The sequence below is a fragment of the uncultured Eubacterium sp. genome, from assembly GCF_934295145.1.
GTDB lineage: Bacteria > Bacillota > Clostridia > Lachnospirales > Lachnospiraceae > Eubacterium_I.
This window is the reverse complement of record NZ_CAKRAS010000037.1, coordinates 1-17,526: the sequence shown is the minus strand read 5'-3', so window position 1 is coordinate 17,526 and position 17,526 is coordinate 1. Positions and strand designations below refer to the sequence as shown.

19 protein-coding genes are annotated in these 17,526 nt (G+C 40.7%); 3 read left to right on the top strand and 16 right to left on the bottom strand.

The annotated features are described in order from the left end of the window. Positions 1-82: 82 nt before the first annotated feature. The 3 genes from Q0I54_RS08730 to Q0I54_RS08720 all read right to left on the bottom strand — a co-directional run bounded on the left by Q0I54_RS08730 (position 83) and on the right by Q0I54_RS08720 (position 2,194). Complete coding sequence (locus Q0I54_RS08730; protein WP_270367246.1) at positions 83-277, bottom strand: hypothetical protein; 195 nt, start codon at positions 275-277, stop codon at positions 83-85. Between the two features lie 220 nt (positions 278-497). Beyond that, positions 498-908 carry a hypothetical protein gene (locus Q0I54_RS08725; protein ID WP_288617630.1) on the bottom strand — a complete coding sequence of 137 codons (411 nt, stop codon included), beginning with the start codon at positions 906-908 and terminating at the stop codon, positions 498-500. Positions 909-925: 17 nt separating this feature from the next. Further along, positions 926-2,194 carry a DNA repair protein gene (locus tag Q0I54_RS08720; RefSeq protein ID WP_288617631.1) on the bottom strand — a complete coding sequence of 423 codons (1,269 nt, stop codon included), beginning with the start codon at positions 2,192-2,194 and terminating at the stop codon, positions 926-928. A 319-nt stretch (positions 2,195-2,513) separates the two neighbouring features. On the opposite strand from Q0I54_RS08720, the gene Q0I54_RS08715 reads away from it, so the two are divergent. Both Q0I54_RS08715 and Q0I54_RS08710 read left to right on the top strand, forming a co-directional pair. Beyond that, positions 2,514-2,924, top strand: a complete 411-nt coding sequence (locus tag Q0I54_RS08715; RefSeq protein ID WP_288617634.1) for a helix-turn-helix domain-containing protein — start codon at positions 2,514-2,516, stop codon at positions 2,922-2,924. Between the two features lie 65 nt (positions 2,925-2,989). Further along, positions 2,990-3,505: an ImmA/IrrE family metallo-endopeptidase gene (locus tag Q0I54_RS08710; RefSeq protein ID WP_296118055.1), complete on the top strand. Its 516-nt coding sequence runs from the start codon at positions 2,990-2,992 to the stop codon at positions 3,503-3,505. A 613-nt stretch (positions 3,506-4,118) separates the two neighbouring features. On the opposite strand, the gene Q0I54_RS08705 is transcribed toward Q0I54_RS08710, so the two are convergent. The 13 genes from Q0I54_RS08705 to pcrA form a co-directional block, all read right to left on the bottom strand. Beyond that, positions 4,119-5,117 carry a YafY family protein gene (locus tag Q0I54_RS08705; protein ID WP_288617637.1) on the bottom strand — a complete coding sequence of 333 codons (999 nt, stop codon included), beginning with the start codon at positions 5,115-5,117 and terminating at the stop codon, positions 4,119-4,121. Between the two features lie 213 nt (positions 5,118-5,330). After that, positions 5,331-5,714 carry an HIRAN domain-containing protein gene (locus Q0I54_RS08700; protein WP_353886668.1) on the bottom strand — a complete coding sequence of 128 codons (384 nt, stop codon included), beginning with the start codon at positions 5,712-5,714 and terminating at the stop codon, positions 5,331-5,333. Next, positions 5,656-5,889, bottom strand: coding sequence for a hypothetical protein (locus Q0I54_RS08695; protein ID WP_288617641.1), 234 nt, complete (start codon positions 5,887-5,889; stop codon positions 5,656-5,658). The genes Q0I54_RS08700 and Q0I54_RS08695 overlap by 59 nt, the downstream gene beginning before the upstream one ends. Positions 5,890-6,278: 389 nt before the next feature. Then, positions 6,279-6,689, bottom strand: a complete 411-nt coding sequence (locus tag Q0I54_RS08690) for a hypothetical protein (protein WP_288617644.1) — start codon at positions 6,687-6,689, stop codon at positions 6,279-6,281. Between the two features lie 21 nt (positions 6,690-6,710). Next, positions 6,711-7,034 (bottom strand): hypothetical protein, encoded by a 324-nt coding sequence (locus Q0I54_RS08685; RefSeq protein WP_288617646.1) that lies wholly within the window; start codon positions 7,032-7,034, stop codon positions 6,711-6,713. Between the two features lie 17 nt (positions 7,035-7,051). Continuing rightward, the gene (locus Q0I54_RS08680) at positions 7,052-8,050 is read right to left on the bottom strand and encodes a DUF6017 domain-containing protein (RefSeq protein ID WP_288617647.1); all 999 of its coding nucleotides are present in this window, start codon (positions 8,048-8,050) and stop codon (positions 7,052-7,054) included. A gap of 107 nt (positions 8,051-8,157) precedes the next feature. Next, positions 8,158-8,505 carry a replication initiator protein A gene (locus Q0I54_RS08675; RefSeq protein WP_288617648.1) on the bottom strand — a complete coding sequence of 116 codons (348 nt, stop codon included), beginning with the start codon at positions 8,503-8,505 and terminating at the stop codon, positions 8,158-8,160. Next, positions 8,495-9,427: a ParB/RepB/Spo0J family partition protein gene (locus Q0I54_RS08670; protein WP_288617649.1), complete on the bottom strand. Its 933-nt coding sequence runs from the start codon at positions 9,425-9,427 to the stop codon at positions 8,495-8,497. Before Q0I54_RS08670 ends, Q0I54_RS08675 begins: the two co-directional genes overlap by 11 nt. After that, the gene (locus Q0I54_RS08665; RefSeq protein WP_288617651.1) at positions 9,417-10,202 is read right to left on the bottom strand and encodes a ParA family protein; all 786 of its coding nucleotides are present in this window, start codon (positions 10,200-10,202) and stop codon (positions 9,417-9,419) included. Before Q0I54_RS08665 ends, Q0I54_RS08670 begins: the two co-directional genes overlap by 11 nt. Positions 10,203-10,215: 13 nt before the next feature. Next, positions 10,216-11,202 carry a ParB/RepB/Spo0J family partition protein gene (locus tag Q0I54_RS08660; RefSeq protein ID WP_288617653.1) on the bottom strand — a complete coding sequence of 329 codons (987 nt, stop codon included), beginning with the start codon at positions 11,200-11,202 and terminating at the stop codon, positions 10,216-10,218. A 240-nt stretch (positions 11,203-11,442) separates the two neighbouring features. Next, entirely contained in the window at positions 11,443-12,903 is a 1,461-nt protein-coding gene (gene rlmD / locus Q0I54_RS08655) for a 23S rRNA (uracil(1939)-C(5))-methyltransferase RlmD (RefSeq protein ID WP_367270810.1), read from the bottom strand. A 163-nt stretch (positions 12,904-13,066) separates the two neighbouring features. Next, a complete protein-coding gene (locus Q0I54_RS08650) occupies positions 13,067-13,318 on the bottom strand; it encodes a hypothetical protein (protein ID WP_296118050.1) in 252 nt (83 codons plus the stop codon). A 127-nt stretch (positions 13,319-13,445) separates the two neighbouring features. Further along, entirely contained in the window at positions 13,446-15,728 is a 2,283-nt protein-coding gene (gene pcrA, locus Q0I54_RS08645) for a DNA helicase PcrA (RefSeq protein WP_296118048.1), read from the bottom strand. A 426-nt stretch (positions 15,729-16,154) separates the two neighbouring features. Between pcrA and Q0I54_RS08640 the strand changes: the two genes are divergently transcribed. Further along, the gene (locus Q0I54_RS08640; RefSeq protein ID WP_296118046.1) at positions 16,155-17,372 is read left to right on the top strand and encodes a flavodoxin family protein; all 1,218 of its coding nucleotides are present in this window, start codon (positions 16,155-16,157) and stop codon (positions 17,370-17,372) included. The last annotated feature ends 154 nt before the right edge of the window (positions 17,373-17,526 follow it).

Genomic DNA, 17,526 nt, shown 5'->3' with positions numbered 1-17,526 from the left:
AAACTAAAAGGAGCCATAGACAACCACTCCCATTCCTGGGAATGATCATCCATGACTCCAATCAGTCCTTCGCCAAGTCCGATTACTCGACGGTTACAATATGTTTTTTTACTTCATACACAGTCAGGGAACCGTTCCCCTTTCTCCGGATCTCTGCGTTATTCCCCCGGTCTGTGATCAGCCGGACCAGCTCCATGATATGCCGGTCATCCTCTCGTCTTTTGTCTATGTCATATCGTATGATCTCATTTTGTACTGCTGTTGATTTTATTCTCATCAGAATCCTCCACGTAATTATGATTACTCAAACGGATAAGGGAAAGGAACCGTTGATGAGTGCATGTCGCAGTCCTCCATTCCGTAAGCGGCAAAGCACCGCGGAGTATCTGCAACGGGATCATTATCTGTCCTGCTTTGTTGGCCAGGCATGTCAAAATGTCAGCTTGCTCAGCTACCACATCTGATCTGCTTTCCATTCTTTCATGCAGTTTCAATGTTCAGGCCGGTTCTTCCAGCCCATCAAATATATCTCCGGACAGTTCTATAATGTCACATATCTGTATTTCCGTTTGTCCGATCTGAAGATTTCTGGAAGGATTCCAGTATATCACCTCACCAGTCACTGTCTGAATCTGTCCTTTCCTGGTATCCAACGGATGGTTATGTACAAAATAGGTTACGGTCAGCACATATCCTGTTCCGATCATTTGTATCTTCTGATCCAGCCTGTCTTTTTGTTCTTCTGACAGGACCGGATATTCTTCATACACGATCTCTTTTTGCCGGATGCAATCCTCAAATCCCTTCAATGCTGCAAATGGAGCAAAGATTTTCGCCCGGTGCGTAATATCCATTGGCTTATGATGTGATATCGGTTTATCCATATCCATGATGTCGCTATAATCCATCTTTCCTCATCTCCTATCTAAGCATGATGTCCGCCAATCTGCTGGTTTCTCGTTATCGTAGTTGCACAGGGAAGCAGGTTTACCCCGCGCAAAATCGCATTTTTTCCAAACCGTTTTTTTATCGCCAATACCATTTGCTGGATATCCTGTTCTTTTTCTACTTTCACCGGATCCGTAAACAGATCATACTGCAGGCAACTTTCCGGATAGACACGATTTGCTGTAATATTGATCCGTCGGATCCCGGTATAAATATCTGTGGTTGCCCGATATAACTGCTCTACATTCTGAATGATCAGGCCACTGCTATTGCTCTGCTTTTTCAGGTTCACAGTCCCACCAGTATCAGCGATCCCGAAGCGTTGATCATAAGAGATCCGCAACGTAACAGAATCCGTAACCAGCCCTTTATCCATCAAATCCAGTGACAGTATATCTGCCATTTCCTTTACCACAACTAGTGCTTCCTCAAAAGCATAATTTCTCATAAGTACCTGCCCGTTTGACAGGCTGTGATCTGTTGGCTGATAATTTTTGATATCCTGCATCCGGCATGACTCCACTCCCCAGGCATGGTCAATCAGCAATTCTGCATCAATTCCAAATAATCGGTACAACCAATCTTCAGAATTTAAGGACATTTTGGCAATATCACCCATAGTATATATCCCATACTGAGCCAGTTTCCGCTCCGTCCTCCGTCCGATCTGCCAGAAATCAGACAGTGGTTTATGTGACCATAGCATTTTCCGGTAACTGCTCTCCGTCAGCGTTCCGATACATTTCTTTGTATGTTTTGCTATAATATCCATGGCAATCTTGGCCAGATACAGATTCGATCCTATCCCTGCTGTTGCAGTGATCCCAGTCTCTTTCTTTACTGCTCCCATAAGTGCTGCAGCCATTTCCTCTGCCGTCATATGATAAAATTTCAGATAATCCGTAACATCCAGAAAACATTCATCCACTGAATATACGTGAATATCTTCCGGTGCGATATATCTAAGATAGATCCCATAGATCTTTGCGGAGTATTCCAGGTATAGATGCATCCTTGGTTTTGCTACTATATATGGTATATCTGGTGGAATCTCATGGATTCTGCAGCGATTTTTTACCCCTGCCTGTTTCATCGCCGGTGTGATTGCCAAACATATGGTACTTTTTGACCGCTCCGGATCTGCAACAACGAGATTCGTGCAAAAAGGATCCAGACCACGTTCAGCGCATTCCACCGATGCATAAAATGATTTAAGATCAATACAGATATATGATTTGTTTTCCATCTATTCAAACACCTCCCATCAACTTGCCTGTTTTTCCGATCAGGCATCTACATTTATGATATTTCTTGATAATTCAATCTGAAATCACGTTCGGAAATAGGCAATTTAATCTATAATTCTATTGACTTTATGAGCAATATCATATATATTATAGGCAAGTAATTACCTCTCTTTTGTGGTTCACATTATAGGCAATAAGTAACCTATTGTCAAGAGGCAATTTAATATTTTAGGTAATAATTTGCCTATTTCATCAAAAATAAGGCAATTACTCAAATTCAACTATCTTTGAAATAAGCTAATAGAAAGAGGTATCGTTATGACATTCGGAGAGAAAGTAAAAACGTTACGAAAGGAAAAAGGACTGAACCAGACACAGCTTGCTCAGGCTGTTGGTGTTTCACTCAGAACAATCCGCGGATGGGAAATTGAAGGCCGCTACCCAAAGCAGCATGCCATCTATCAGAAACTGGCGGATGTCCTAAGCTGTGATCTTACATACTTAATGACAGAAAACGAAGCATTCATCACACAGGCAGCTGAACAGTTTGGAAGTCGTGGTGCCAATCAGGCTCAACAGATCATTGCGCAGACAGCCGCCATGTTCGCCGGTGGTGGATTATCCGATGAGGACAAAACAGCATTCATGGATGAAATCCAGATGCTGTACTTAGATTCAAAAAAGCGTGCAAAAAAGTACACACCAAAAAAGTATCTCAAGGAAGATTAGTGCTTTACCGAAAACTTTCACGCACTCTCTTTTCTGAGAGAACAATTCTTTTGAGGTGATCAAAATTGAAAAACGGATATATATACGATGAAACACAGAAACTGATCAGAAAATATAAGACCAGGGATCCATTTAAGATCATGGACGACATGCATATTATTGTCGGGGAAACTTCCAGCTTTCAAAAACTAAAAGGATTTTGCTTTATGAGCTGTAAGACCATCTATGTCCAGATCAGTAGCTTTCTGTCTGAGGAAGAAAAGCAGATCGTGGCAGCTCATGAACTGGGACATATCATTCTCCATAGAACTCAGTTAAAAATGGCTCCGATGAAAGACGATACACTTTATAATATGCAGGATAACACCGAATACCAGGCGAACCTGTTTGCTGCAGATCTTCTCTTATCTGACGCGGATATTGCAGATATGGCACACAATGAAGATCTGGATTATTTCAGTTTATGCAGCACGCTGAATTCCACCCCGGAACTCATGAGCTTTAAATTATACAGTCTGACCAAGCGAGGACAGGCTTATCATATGCCTATGGAAATACAGAGTAATTTTCTGGCAAAATAAAAATAATGCAGAGATGTATATTTACGATAAATATATACCTCTGCATTTGTATTCAAATACTGTTCTGTTGTAATTAAACTATTCTAGTCATTTTCTTATTGCATCCACATACCACAACTGCTATAATCACAACATGGGTGCTGCCATAACGGTAGGCGGTTAGTCCTTCAACAGAGGGACTGTGACCCTCTGATTACATAGAAACCCGAAAGGGAATCCACTGGAAAGGAGGGCTGAGCCAATGAGTATTTTAGATTTCATTGCAGTAGTGAGCTTTGGCTTAACCTGCTTTAGTATCGGATACACATTCGGTAAGGATAATAATAAATCACAAAAATAGCCGCCCCGGTCTGGAAACTAGGCGACTATTTTTAATAATCAAATAGAAAAACGGACTAACCGTCTATCGGTAGCACTCTTTTTGTATAATCATATTACCATGCATCCTCAAAAATGTCAAAAATATTCTTAACATATTTTTTCGATCACAGATGGATTAAACCGCTTCCCAGATTTGGGAAGCACTTTTGCAACTCTTAATTCAGTTTTTTATACAATCAATGTTTTCCTTTTCTTCGGTCTTGTTCTATAGCTTTTCATTGCTTTATTCGCATTATGAGTCATACTTGTATTGATTAATTATTCGATTAATTTCCTTTTTCATCTCATCTACCACTTCATCTGGTCCAACAATCTTTATATCCTCACCCAGTGAAAACACCCAACCAAGGAACTGCCTGCTGACATGCACATCTACATTCACTGTGAAATGTTCATCATCTGTCGGAATCAACATCACATTCTTTCCGAACCGATCAATGATAACACCTGCCAGACTGTTTTTTACCAGCAGCTTTACAGTCTGTTCTTTTCCACCAAACATTCCAAAACTTTTCTTCGCATAATCAGCCATATCCAGTTTTTTAAAGTGCTCTTTTCCGTCTCGGCTTTCATTTGATAATTTGATATGCAGCATCTTATCTACCCGGTAATGTTTAATCTGCTCTGCATCTGAATCATAACCTACCAGATAATAGTTTTCATCATCCCAAGACAATCCCCACGGACTGATGTGATACCATGCCCCATTATGGCGAAGTTCCATTTCCTTCTTCACATTCCACTGATAATACTGGAATTTAATCTTCTTATTTTCCGAAATTGCATTATGAATCACATCCACAGTGTAATAGATGCTCTCATTCATTGTTTTAATTCTTCCAGAAACAAACACCTGCCGCTGCAATTTCTGTGCATCATATTTACTGATCAATGTTTCCAGCTTTTTAATCAGTGCATTTGATTTTTTCTCTGTAATAAATTTTGAAGACTGGATAGCATCTACCAGAAGTTTTAATTCCGGAAGTTCAAACGCGCGATTTACAACATGATAATGATATCGATTCCCGACAGGTTCACCTTCTACATCTATTCCAAGAACACTCAAATCTCTCAGATCGTTATATACACTTTTCCGGTCTGCTGTTACGTCATATTTTGCCAAGCCGTCCATGATTTCTGGCATAGTGATATAATGCTCATCATCAGTTTGTTCCTGCATAATCTGAGCAAGCCGGTATAACTTGAACTTCTGATTACTTCCCTTCGGCACTTTTCCGGTCTCCTTTCACCAAATATTAACTCAAGTATACCATAGGTGGGAGACATATGGTGCATCTTTTCACAAAAAACTTGTGTAAAGATTGTACATGTTGACGCCTTTATCTTCTTAAGTATCAGTCATCGTAATGGTTCCAGCCTCCTAATATTCCAGGATTGCTGTGACCGGTTTTATGTCCTTTGTCATCATAATGATTTGCTCCACTTAATATGCCAGGCTCTTTTTACAAATTTTACAAATTGTCCCAACCGGTGTGACCAATACCACCCTTGCATATGCAACGTCTCCAATCTTGTCGTAGAGACGTCCGGCACTCATCGATTCACCAATAACAGTATAAGAACTGTTTGCCACGTACCCAATTTTTCCAAGTCCTTTATAAGTAACTTTGATTGCTTCCTTGTCATACTCATTATCCGGCTCTTTCTCCAGCCTGATTTTCGTACCCTTTTCAAGAAAATCATTTCCGAAACAATGTTTTGTTCCTGTCAGTGTGATAAATACTTTTGCCATTGTAAATGCTCCTTCCTTAGAAATCATATTCATCCGGATCCAGTCCGGCATCTTCCAGTGCTTCTCTTCGTTCATCTGCATCCATAAACTCCAACTCGTCCGGATCCAGTCCTGATAATTCCAACTCCGTCTGTACTTCAGAGTCGTCTTTCAACAGTTCATTTAGGAAGGTAAATTCCATTGCACTTTCCAGTGGACTGATATTTCCATCATGGTTCAGATCAAACATACTTTCGAATATTCCTTTCATCGCAGCTCCTCCTTTAATCGTTCATGTATTCATAGTAATCGGATTCGCTGGCAAACAAGATATATTTACCATCTACCAATCCCATGTAACCATCACCAGTGTTAAATCCTTTCATTGCCAGTTCCTCCATTTCTTTGAATTTTATGTTTTAATCTTCTTTTATGGTTACAGTGTATATCAATAGATGGGGCATAAAAATCCCTGCTCTTTTATACTTCTATCCTTCTATGTCAGAAGGCTCAGAATAACTTTTTCTGAGCCTTTCCATCTTGTTGTTTTTAATTATAGGTAAATCTATTATGCAACATTCTGATGATCACCTAATCCTCCAAACCGCTTCCCAGATTTGAGAAGCACTTTTGCAACTCTTAATTCCGTTTTTTATACAATCAATGTTTTCCTTTACTTCGGTCTATTAGTTGTTGAATATAGCAGACTGTCACATCAATATAATCCTCATATCCTGGAAACTCCTGTTTCAACTCTTCCACTGAAATTTCCAATACAAAGCATTCGTGATATATAAATGCTGCCAGCTGACACGCCTCTATCATTGCACGTTTTAGCATCTTCCGCGATGCTGCCATGTATCTATTCACCCGGTCAGTCATGGCCGCATAAGCTCCATCCGGCACAGATTTTTTCTTTACAACATCTTTTCTAAGTACCTCTTTTACCCGGTCAAGCATTTGTTCCTGCACCTCACCCGGAAGCTTGGCAAACTCCCAGATACACAATAACTCTTCCTCTGAAATATCTCTGCTTAATGCCGGTAACTGAATATATTCTTTATTTTCCATGATTTTTCATCCTTTCCTTTTCTAGTGCTCCAAATTAGAAGTCAATCGATCACATGCCAGTTCCAATACAATTTCTAGTGCATTTCCAGTAATCATCACTAATATATTTAGACTTTCCAAAACTGCCAAAAATGTACTTTGCTGTACATCTTTGTAGCCAATGCTGACGATCAGAAACAGTATCACAAACAACGCTGTCAGAAAACCGCCAACTACACCGTATACTTTATTTACCAACCAACAAAGGCCATGCATACCCCCTACAATGATCCATCCGATCAAAGACAGCACTTTTACTATAAATTTTTTTATTATAAATTGGTTTATAATAAGTTTTTTTATCATTATCCCTGCACTCCCCTCTAACATACGTTGTCTGTAAAGCTATTATTGACCTCAGCCATATAATAACTGTCAATCGTTGTAGGTGCATTAAAAAGCACTGCCAGCATATACTTTTTGATATTTTTCACTTTCGTGGTATTCTGCTTAAAGCAATGCAGCACATACTCCATATGCGAATAATTCAACTTCAACAGTTTACTTTTGACCAGCTCTGCTGAATACCAGTTACTTGCAACCAGTATTTTTTCACTGTCGCATAATACGGTTTCCAGTATCAGATCCATGATGCCATCAATCAGCTGCTTATCTTCTGGATGAACAAGAACCAAGTCCCCATATGCAATATTGTTTTTGATCAGAGCTGTATATCCCTGCATCTGTACATCTGCATCACACTCATATCCCATCGTATCGTGTTCACCTGTACCTGATACGATATGATTTGATTCTGTATGATTTATCTCAGTGTTATTAATATTAGTATTATTAGGGTCCTGAAAATAAACTTCTTGATGTTTGGATTCTAAACTTCTTGAAGTTTGATTTTTAAACTTCTTGATGTTTAAATTTGAAACTTCTGAAACAGCTATTTTTTTCTCTGAAGTTTGATTTTGGTACTTCTCAGAAACATCTTCCCCTATCTGCTCATGGCTCTCCTTCCGGATAAATTTCTTCACATAGATTGTACTTGCCTTTCCCTGACCATGCTTTACACGCTCAATCAGCCCATATTCTTCCAACAATTTCATAAAATTCAGTGCCTTATTCCTTCCACAGCCCAGATTTTCTGTTATGTATTCCGTTGAAATCTTAATAAACGCCCGCTTTTGTTCATCAAACCATTGATTTTCAATAGATAATGACATACGATCCAGCATCATACCATAAAGCATCTTGGCTTCACAAGGCAGACCTTTATATCTTTCATCTATAAAAAGTATTTTCGGGACAGTGAAGAAAGAGAACTGATCGGCTTCTTTACCGTAAAAATAATCCAATACAGCATTTGTACTCATATGATTTTTCTCCTTTCTCCGTTTCCGGTTTACAAAATTTACCGCTCATGAGGTTCCATTTTCGACACCTCACCATCATTTTCTTTAGATTCAAAATCACTTTCTCCTCATGCCACCAGATTCATCAAATAAATCACATCCGGTAATCTGTATCCGCGATGTTTGCGAACTATCAGTCCATGATCTTCTAATTCCGATAAATCTGCCATTGCTTTTTTCTTTGAAATACCCATCATCTTCTGAATCTCCGACAGAGGAAATATCACATATACCCGCTCCTCTTCATCAATCCATTTATTTTTACCAGCTGAACTCATACGGTCCAATAACAATCCATACAATAATTTGGATTCTATCGAAATATCACAGTATTCTTTCTGTGTCATTAACATTTTCGGCAATCGAATAAAATTGTACTGATCCGCTTCCACACCATAAAAATAATCAAATAACATCTTTCATTGCTCCTTCCTGCCTGTTTTTCCATTCTTCCAATAATTCAAAGACAATTTTTTCAACGTCTGCCGCCGTATACGACTCAGGAAAAAACTTTTCTAACTTCTTACCGGAAAAAGTTACATTCTTTGCTGTGCTCTTTGGCTTTATACAATCATTCAGAATACTTACCATCTTAAACTGTGTCATAACAGTTCCACTGGCTATTTCTTTTCTCAGTGTTCTTACCTGATTAGGGATGATTGTCCCATTTGCATCGATGTAATCATATAACCAGCTTTGAATTTCTTTATCGATATAAGAAATATCTACCGCAATCGTAAAATTCAAACGCTTATTATCCACCATATCAAGTAACTTTGGCTGTAAGTTTGTTAAACGAATATAGCGCTGAATTTGTTTTGAACTTTGACCCATTTCCTCTGCCAACAGATCTCTTGATACTTTTCCGGACAACTTCTGGCCATTTTGACCAGAAGTTAAATCTGTTCTCTTTCCCTGCCTTTTCATTGCATCCAATTTCATCTTATACGCAAAAGCCTTTTCACTCGGAAGTAATTCATCTCGCTGAATATTGGAATCTACCATTTTAATAACGGCTTCTTCATCTGACATTTCCCGTATAATCGCTGGTATTATATTCATTTGCAACAATGTAGCTGCATGCATTCTGCGATGTCCGGATATCATTTCATACCTATCATTTCCTATCGGGCGCACCAAAACAGGGGTAAGTATTCCATTTTCATAAATACTGTTTACAAGATCCTGCATCTTTTCATCATCCAGCACCTTGAACGGATGATTCTGAAAACACTGAATCTGTTCCAATTCTATTTCTGTTGCCACCTCTTCATTGGCTACTCCCAAAAGTTCCTCCACACTTGTCATTTTGATTTTCTGACCGCTTCTAGTTTTCATGGTTCAACACCTCAAGCGTTAATCTGTGGTAAGCATCTGCTGCATTTCCATTTGGATCATGTTTATAAATACTGATTCCCTCTGCACCACACTCTGCCGCTCTGACGGAATGTGGAATATATGTCTTAAAAATCCCAATACTTGAATCATATGTCTCATGCAATTTAGCAGATATATCTTTCGCAAAATTGGTGCGAAAATCTGCCATTGTGATCAAAATCCCCTCCACCTGCAGCTTTCTGTTTAACCGTCGCTTTACCATTGAGATTGTCTTTACTAACTGAACCAGTCCCTTTACCGGTAAATATGCCGCCGGTACTGGAATAATCACTGCATCAGCTGCAACCAATGCATTAATCGTCAACATACCAAGACTCGGTGCACAATCAATCAAAATGTAATCATACTGATCACGAATAGTATCTATATAACTCCTAAGAATTGTTTCCCGGCTGATTACATTAATCAGAGAAATTTCTAAACCGGATAATTCCACATTAGCAGGGATGAAACTTACCCCTTCTTCATGTTGTAGGAATCCATATTCTGGTCCATTTTCTTCATCATTGATAACATTCATCATAATATTTGCCAATGTAACATCCAGTTCATCTGGCTCCTCGTACCCAAGACTTGCAGTTAATGATCCCTGTGCGTCATTATCGATCAGTGCAACTTTTTTACCTTCTCGCGCTAGTCCAATTCCAAGATTAACCGTTACATTTGTCTTCGCACATCCACCTTTTTGGTTTGTAATTGCAATAATTTTACACATTTTCTTTATCCCCTCATAAACTCATATCTTTTGATCTGCTACGTTTCTTTGACCATTCACTTAAAAGCTTTTCTATTGTCTGTATCTGTTTCTCCGGTGTGTAACTGTTCGGAAAGAATTTTTGTATTCGTTCGACTGGTATTTTTATCATTTCTCTGCGACTGTTTTGTGTTTCTTCAAACACCTTATAAATCTGATCCATATCCAGTTTTTCCTGCATACTCATTCGTTTTATCCGATTTGCCTGGGAAACAGTTGGCACCCATTGTTCCAGATCCATAACTGCAAAAAGCTCATATTGTTCATCTTCTTTTAAAAACGAAATATCCACTGCTGATCCCATCGAAAGTTCTTCCCGATCAACCATCTCCAATAATTTAGGAATCAGATATGTCAGACGAATATAGCGTTTGATCTGTGTTACGCTTTCTCCCACCATCCGGGCAAGCATTTCATTACTTCTAGTTGAAATTTTCTTTTCAGTTGGGGCAATAACCATCTCACCGAATGCTCCCTGTTCAACTTTTAATGGATAAATCCGCAAACCATTTTCTTCTGACTTCGGTCCAATCTGGTCCAAAGTTATTTCTCTTCCCTGATGTTTCATTGCTTCCAACCGCATTTTGTAGGCGTATGCCTTCTCACTAGGTAAAATTTTTTCTCTATGTAAATTACTATCTACCATCGCAATGACTGCCTGATCATCAGATAAATCCTTTACAATCACCGGCACACAATCCAAACCACCCCATAATGCAGCTTCTTTTCTTCTATGCCCGGATACGATTTCATATCCAACTCCATCACGACTTTTTCTTACCAATAAAGGAACCAAAATTCCTTCCGATTCAATACTTTGCCGTAATTCAAATAGTTCCTGATCTTTTTTCACTTTAAACGGATGATTTTTAAATGCATGTAAATCCTCTAATTTGACCTGTATAACATCCACACCCGGATTGTTACCTTGTAATGAACACATCTCATCAGCTTTTTTCATACCGTAATTTTCTCCTTTCTTTTGAACAAAAAAAGAATGCCCATATTCAGAAAAAGTTCTAAATATAAGCATTCTTTGAAGAATTTCAGATAAAAATATTACACTTTTTTAATGTGTTCACCTACACCATATGGAGAATAACAGATACCTCAATGCTATCTACAACCTGCTTTTTTCGCCCATTTTTTCTTGTTCTGGAAAACTCCACATGTCTCGCAAAGTGCCGAAAACAAAGGATTTCTAGGAATTCTTCCGATGTATTGAACATATCGTCTCGACATGCACCGTTCCCGGGAACATATCCACACAGCAGATCCTTTCCACCACATATCCTTGCGCCTGCAAAATCTCCAGATCCCTCTGCAGACTGGTCGGCTTACATGAAATATAGATCATGCGATCCACACCATATCGAATAATTTTTTCCAGTGCTTTCGGATGAATACCCTCACGCGGCGGATCCAGCACAATAAAATCCGGTTTTTCCTCAATGGAATCCAGCACTTTCAAAACATCTCCGGCAATAAAATCGCAATTATCCAACTGATTTAACTTTGCATTTTCTTTCGCAGCTTCTACAGCCTCTTCCACAATTTCCACGCCGATCACATGCTTTGCTGCTGGAGCCAGAATCTGCGCGATCGTTCCGGTTCCGCTGTACAGATCGTAAACAGTCTTGTCCGCTTTTTCATTCAGGCTGTCCCCAATATACTCGCGGGCAGTCTGATACAGCACTTCTGCGCCCAGAGAATTTGTCTGGAAGAAAGAGAACGGAGAAATCCGAAACTTCAGCCCCAGTAATTCTTCATAAAAATAATCCTGACCATATAAAATTTCAGTTCCTTCGTTTTTTACCGCATCAGCCACGCTGTCATTTTTTGTATGCAGAATACCTACAATATTTCCATTCAGTTCCAGCGCTAAAAGCTGTTCTTTCCAGCCATCTAAAAGAGCTTTTTCTTCCACACTGCTTTCTCCTGCTTTAATTTCCTGTGTGGTAGTAATAATATCAACCAGAATTTCTTCTGTCTTTACTGCTTTTCTTACCAAAAGGTGACGCAGATATCCTTCATGCCGCATACGGTGATAAAACGGAATGCTTTTTTTTCTAAAATACTCCACAGTTATCCCGAGGATTTTGCGGTAATCGTCATCCACGATCTGGCATTTATCTACCGTTACGATATCATAAAAACTACCGCGTTTATGCATTCCAAGCGCCAACGGTCCATCTTTTACCTCATCGCCAAAGGTATACTCCATTTTGTTGCGGTATCCAAACTGACGCGGGCTTCTTCGGATTCCCTCAAAAATATCCTCCGCATTCGGTACAACCGCTTTCATTAATTCCAGTACCTGTCCGGCCTTCAAATTTAACTGCTCTTCGTACGGTAATGTCTGGTAATTGCACCCACCACAGACACCGTAATGCGGACAATTTGCTTCTGCCTGCTCCAGTTCTGATTTTTCCAAAATTTCTAATAAACGACCTTCTGCTTTCCCTTTGCGTTTTTTGTTGATCACAAAAGAAACTTTCTGCCCCGGAATGGTATTTTTTACAGTTACTTCATTATCTTCCACTTTTACGATTCCCTTATTTGGGAATTTTACTTTTTCCACAATGCCTTCGCACATCTGCCCTTTTTTCACGCTATCTTTCCTCACATTTTTATTTTTTTCATCCACTAACTTCAGAGCCATCTTGATTACTCTACGCTTCATCTAGATATGGTTTTTCGCCAAAAAGATTTTCAGTTTTCCTGCAATTCTGTCTGGTTCTGAAGTTAGGCAAAAAACGCCCACTCGCATATGTGAGTGGGCGTTCCAATACGAATCAATATCATTCAAACTCAAATCTTACGACTTAGGCTTCCTCTTCGTATTCATCATCCTCGTCATCGAAGAAATCATCTTCGAACTCGTCTTCAAATTCATCTTCAAAATCATCCATGTAATCAGGAGCAAAAAACTTATAAATATAATGTGCTGCAACAACGACAGCTGCTACTGCTCCGATGATGGCAAGAATCCAGAGTAACTTTGTCTTTCTTTCCTCATCAATTTTCTTGGAAAATAACTCGTTTAATTTTGCAATACTGATTAAATCATTGTTCATGTCATTCACTCCTTCTAATACATTAATGATGCTTCCCTGCGACAGTACCTATTAGGAAATTAGAAAGCGCTGTTTTCATCTGCGATTCTCTTCCATACCTTACTGCCTGTTGTTACGTTGTATTCTATCATATCTTCTGTAATTTTGCAAACGATGCAAACATTTTCTTTGTGCCGACATTGTCAAAATTTACAGTCACTTCATAGTCTCTTCCGCCGGACACGATCTGTGTCACCACACCCTCTCCGAACTTGCCATGACGCACCCGGTCACCTTCGGAATAAGACAATGTTCCAAGGTTTGCTCCACCACCAAACTGCTGTGGCTTTTTCTGCCCAAGACCATATGCTTTATAATGCTCCATGCCTCCCGCTGATTTTGCGGATGCTCCTCCACTTCCATACGGTTTTCTGGAAAAATTCAGTTTCACCGAGCCAAAATCTTTGATCGGATCTTCCTTGCGTGGGCGTTCCTCCCGCACCTGCCCGTTTAACAGACTCTTTGGAATCTCTTTTACAAAACGTGACACTTTATGATACTGGGTCTCGCCTCTGGTCATACGCATCCGGGCACTGGTCAGAGTCAGATGTTCTCTGGCTCTCGTAATTCCAACGTAACACAGACGGCGCTCTTCCTCCACTTCCGTCGGATCATCCGAAGTGATCGTCATATAACTTGGAAACAGTCCGTCCTCCATTCCGGCCAGATATACATTCGGGAATTCCAGACCTTTTGCACTGTGCAGCGTCATCAACACCACATAATCACTGTTTTCTTCCAGGCTGTCAATATCCGCGATCAGAGCCACTTCCTCTAGGAATCCGCTCAGCATCGGATGTTCCTCGTTTTCCTCATAAGCCACGATCTTGCTGATCAACTCATCAATATTTTCAATACGGGCTCTTGCTTCATCCGTGCCTTCCGCATCCAATTCTGCCACATATCCGGTATCTTCTATGATTTCATCCATCAACTGTTCCAGACTGATATACGGCAGTTTGCTGCGCAACGTCTGAATAAAAGTAACAAACGGGCGGATTTTTGTCGCCGTCGCCTTACTCAGCGTCGGGATCTCCTCCGCTTGCTTTAATGCCGCATAAAAACTCATACCGTTTTCATCCGCATAATCCTGTACCTTGGCAATGGTCGTTGCACCAATGCCTCGTTTTGGCACATTGATGATTCGTTTCACCGCCAGATCATCCTGCGCATTATCAATGGTTTTCAGATAACTCAGCAAATCCTTGATTTCTTTTCTGGCATAGAAGTTTACGCCGCCCACGATCTTGTACGGAATATTTTCCCGGACAAAACGCTCCTCCAAAAGTCGGGACTGTGCATTGGTTCGATACAGCACTGCACTGTCTCCATAAGAAAAAACACCTTTCCGCACAAAGGAATTGATGCTATGCGCAATGTACTCCGCCTCATCGTAAGCCGTATCAAAATCCCTGCATTCAATTTTGTCCCCGGCCGCCTGCTGCGTCCATAGTGCTTTGGATTTTCTTCCAACATTATTTTTGATCACGGCGTTGGCCGCATCCAGAATATTCTGCGTAGAACGGTAATTTTCCTCCAGTTTGATGACTTTCGCATCCGGAAAATACTGCTCAAAATTCAAAATATTGTGAATATTGGCACCACGGAATTTATAAATCGACTGATCATCATCACCGACCACGCAGAGGTTACGGTATTTGGATGCCAGCAGACGCACCAGCTCAAACTGCGCCGTATTTGTATCCTGATACTCGTCCACCATAATGTAACGCAGACGCTCCTGATAGGAATCCAGTACCTCCGGATCATTTTTAAACAATTCCACACACTTCATGATCAGATCATCAAAATCCAGTGCATTGTTTTTCTTTAATGTCTGCTGATATTCCCGGTAAACCTGCGCCTGCTTCTGCTTCGCGTAGTCCCCTGCTGCCCGCAGTGTAAACTCCTCCGGTGAAATCAGCTCATTTTTTGCATTGGAAATCACATTCAGCAGTGCACGTTCCTTCGTCTTCTTCGTGTCGATCTGCAACCGCTTACACACTTCCTTCATCACCGTTTTCTGATCATCCGAATCGTAAATCGTAAAACGGTTGTCATATCCGAGACGGTCGATGTAGCGACGCAGGATTCGCACACAGCTGGAATGGAACGTAGATACCCAGATACTCTCTGAACCGAATCCCACCAGATTGTCGATACGCTCCCGCATCTCTGCCGCCGCCTTATTTGTAAAGGTGATCGCCATGATGTGGTATGGATTCACCCCTTTTTCCTCTATCAGATAAGCAGTTCTGTGCGTCAGAACCCTCGTCTTTCCGGAACCGGCCCCCGCCAGTACCAGCACCGGTCCTTCCGTCTGAAAAACCGCTTCCTGCTGCTGTGTATTCAGCAAATCGTATCTGCCCATATTGCCTCCATCTGTCTCTCTTTTCTCTCATACCATCGAACATATTTTCTAATCTTTTGCTATCATATCACAGGAAACATATCTGCGTCAACTGATCCGCTGATCTCCCCCTTTTTCTCTGATGTTTATAGTTACTGTTTGCACGCGCCATTCGCAAAATGTCCTTTCAGGACTTCTCCGTAGCTACGCTACTACCTTTGCTCATAAAAAGGCACTCCCTTCATCATTATGTATCCAAATATTTCCTCATGCAAGCATGATCAATATTTGAATACATATGATGAGTGAACTGTAACTGTTTATATGCGTTTTATCCATATTCTTGATTCTAATTATCCATATCCTTCTCCGGTTTTTCCATGTATCATTAACTTATCGAAACATACAAAATCACTATTTTCAAACAAATTCAGGAGGATATTTACAATGGCAAAAGTACTTGCACTTTCCTTTGGACGTAAGATGTCCAACACCGACGTAATGTTAAAAGAAGTGCTGAAAAAATGCGAAGAAGCCGGTCACGAGATCAAATTTATGAGACCGGATGACTTAGAAATCAAACCATGTATCGGATGCTGCGGCTGTGTCGTAGGAATTATGTCCGGCAGAACAAACGGAACCTGTGTATTCAAAGATGATTTCCATCTGGTAGAGGATGCTTATTATGACGCAGATGCAGTCATCATCGGATCACCGGTTTACGAGACATCCCCAAGTGGTACCTTTAAAACATTCTGTGACCGTTTCGGACCGTCCCACGATCTGGCTTTCCTGACTGAGGCAAAAAAAGACCGTATCGCACAAGGAAATGATCTTCTTCCAGACGAAAGAGTATTCAAACCTCGCGTAGGCGCACTGGTTGGTGTCGGTGGAGCTATGACCGAAAACTGGACCATCATGACAATTCCAATCATGTACGAATCCATGATGTCCGCAGGTGTAGACGTCATTGATACGCATGTATACTACGGTGCAATGGCCGTCGATCACGTTCTTGGAGTTCCGGAGCAGATGGAGCGTATGGATGAAATGGCACAGCACATCATTGACGCACTGGCTGCACAGACAGATGAAGAACGTACCAAATGGCGCGGAGCTTCCAATTATGCCTGTCCGGTCTGCCACCAGAGTATTGTGCGCGTGACACCGGGTACTGATCTGGTAGAATGTACAATCTGTGGTATCAATGGAAAAATCGAGATGGTAGACGGAAAGGCAACTTATACCTTCTCCGAAGAAGAACAGCTTCGTTCCAGAATGAACTATGGCGGAAAATTAGAGCACCGAAATGAGATTGCACATGGTGCAATGACACAGAAACATACAGAAAATCTGGCTGAATTGAAAAAACGTACTTACACATCGGCGAATAATTCTTGTTTAGGTTGGTTTGGAACAAGCAGAAAAGAACTCCAACAAGAACCTGAAAAATTTTCTGTGACCACTGCGTCGCTTATTTCCGACCGCTCCCGCGAACTCGCCCGCAAAACCGGCGGGCTCAGACACACTCCCGCGGTCGGGCTAGACGCAGCGGTCACAACGAAAATTTTACAATGGTTCTTTCGTTGGAGTTCGTTTCTGCTTTGTTCCATTTACGCCGTGGCACCGCGTACCACGCATGCATATAAGCTAATGGCAAAATAACTGTTATGTTGCATGCGCAGATTTACACAGAGAAAAGAAAAAGCGAAAGGAATTGGCTATTTACGCCACCCTTGACAATATACAAAAGAACTGCTATACGTCGATTACCGACGGCGAGAAACTCAAAAACAGTTTCATTTTTCCGTCGCTGACA

Bases quoted from the DNA above. Each gene is read 5' to 3' on its own strand.
- Q0I54_RS08700 (WP_353886668.1), bottom strand. From the start codon at position 5,714: ATGAACGAAGAGAAGCACTGGAAGATGCCGGACTGGATCCGGATGAAT.
- Q0I54_RS08730 (WP_270367246.1), bottom strand. From the start codon at position 277: ATGAGAATAAAATCAACAGCAGTACAAAATGAGATCATACGATATGAC.
- Q0I54_RS08695 (WP_288617641.1), bottom strand. From the start codon at position 5,889: ATGAAAGGAATATTCGAAAGTATGTTTGATCTGAACCATGATGGAAAT.
- rlmD (WP_367270810.1), bottom strand. From the start codon at position 12,903: ATGGCTCTGAAGTTAGTGGATGAAAAAAATAAAAATGTGAGGAAAGAT.
- Q0I54_RS08665 (WP_288617651.1), bottom strand. From the start codon at position 10,202: ATGTGTAAAATTATTGCAATTACAAACCAAAAAGGTGGATGTGCGAAG.
- Q0I54_RS08720 (WP_288617631.1), bottom strand. From the start codon at position 2,194: ATGGAAAACAAATCATATATCTGTATTGATCTTAAATCATTTTATGCA.
- pcrA (WP_296118048.1), bottom strand. From the start codon at position 15,728: ATGGGCAGATACGATTTGCTGAATACACAGCAGCAGGAAGCGGTTTTT.
- Q0I54_RS08715 (WP_288617634.1), top strand. From the start codon at position 2,514: ATGACATTCGGAGAGAAAGTAAAAACGTTACGAAAGGAAAAAGGACTG.
- Q0I54_RS08680 (WP_288617647.1), bottom strand. From the start codon at position 8,050: ATGAGTACAAATGCTGTATTGGATTATTTTTACGGTAAAGAAGCCGAT.
- Q0I54_RS08670 (WP_288617649.1), bottom strand. From the start codon at position 9,427: ATGAAAACTAGAAGCGGTCAGAAAATCAAAATGACAAGTGTGGAGGAA.
- Q0I54_RS08650 (WP_296118050.1), bottom strand. From the start codon at position 13,318: ATGAACAATGATTTAATCAGTATTGCAAAATTAAACGAGTTATTTTCC.
- Q0I54_RS08685 (WP_288617646.1), bottom strand. From the start codon at position 7,034: ATGATAAAAAAACTTATTATAAACCAATTTATAATAAAAAAATTTATA.
- Q0I54_RS08675 (WP_288617648.1), bottom strand. From the start codon at position 8,505: ATGTTATTTGATTATTTTTATGGTGTGGAAGCGGATCAGTACAATTTT.
- Q0I54_RS08640 (WP_296118046.1), top strand. From the start codon at position 16,155: ATGGCAAAAGTACTTGCACTTTCCTTTGGACGTAAGATGTCCAACACC.
- Q0I54_RS08690 (WP_288617644.1), bottom strand. From the start codon at position 6,689: ATGGAAAATAAAGAATATATTCAGTTACCGGCATTAAGCAGAGATATT.
- Q0I54_RS08725 (WP_288617630.1), bottom strand. From the start codon at position 908: ATGGATTATAGCGACATCATGGATATGGATAAACCGATATCACATCAT.
- Q0I54_RS08660 (WP_288617653.1), bottom strand. From the start codon at position 11,202: ATGAAAAAAGCTGATGAGATGTGTTCATTACAAGGTAACAATCCGGGT.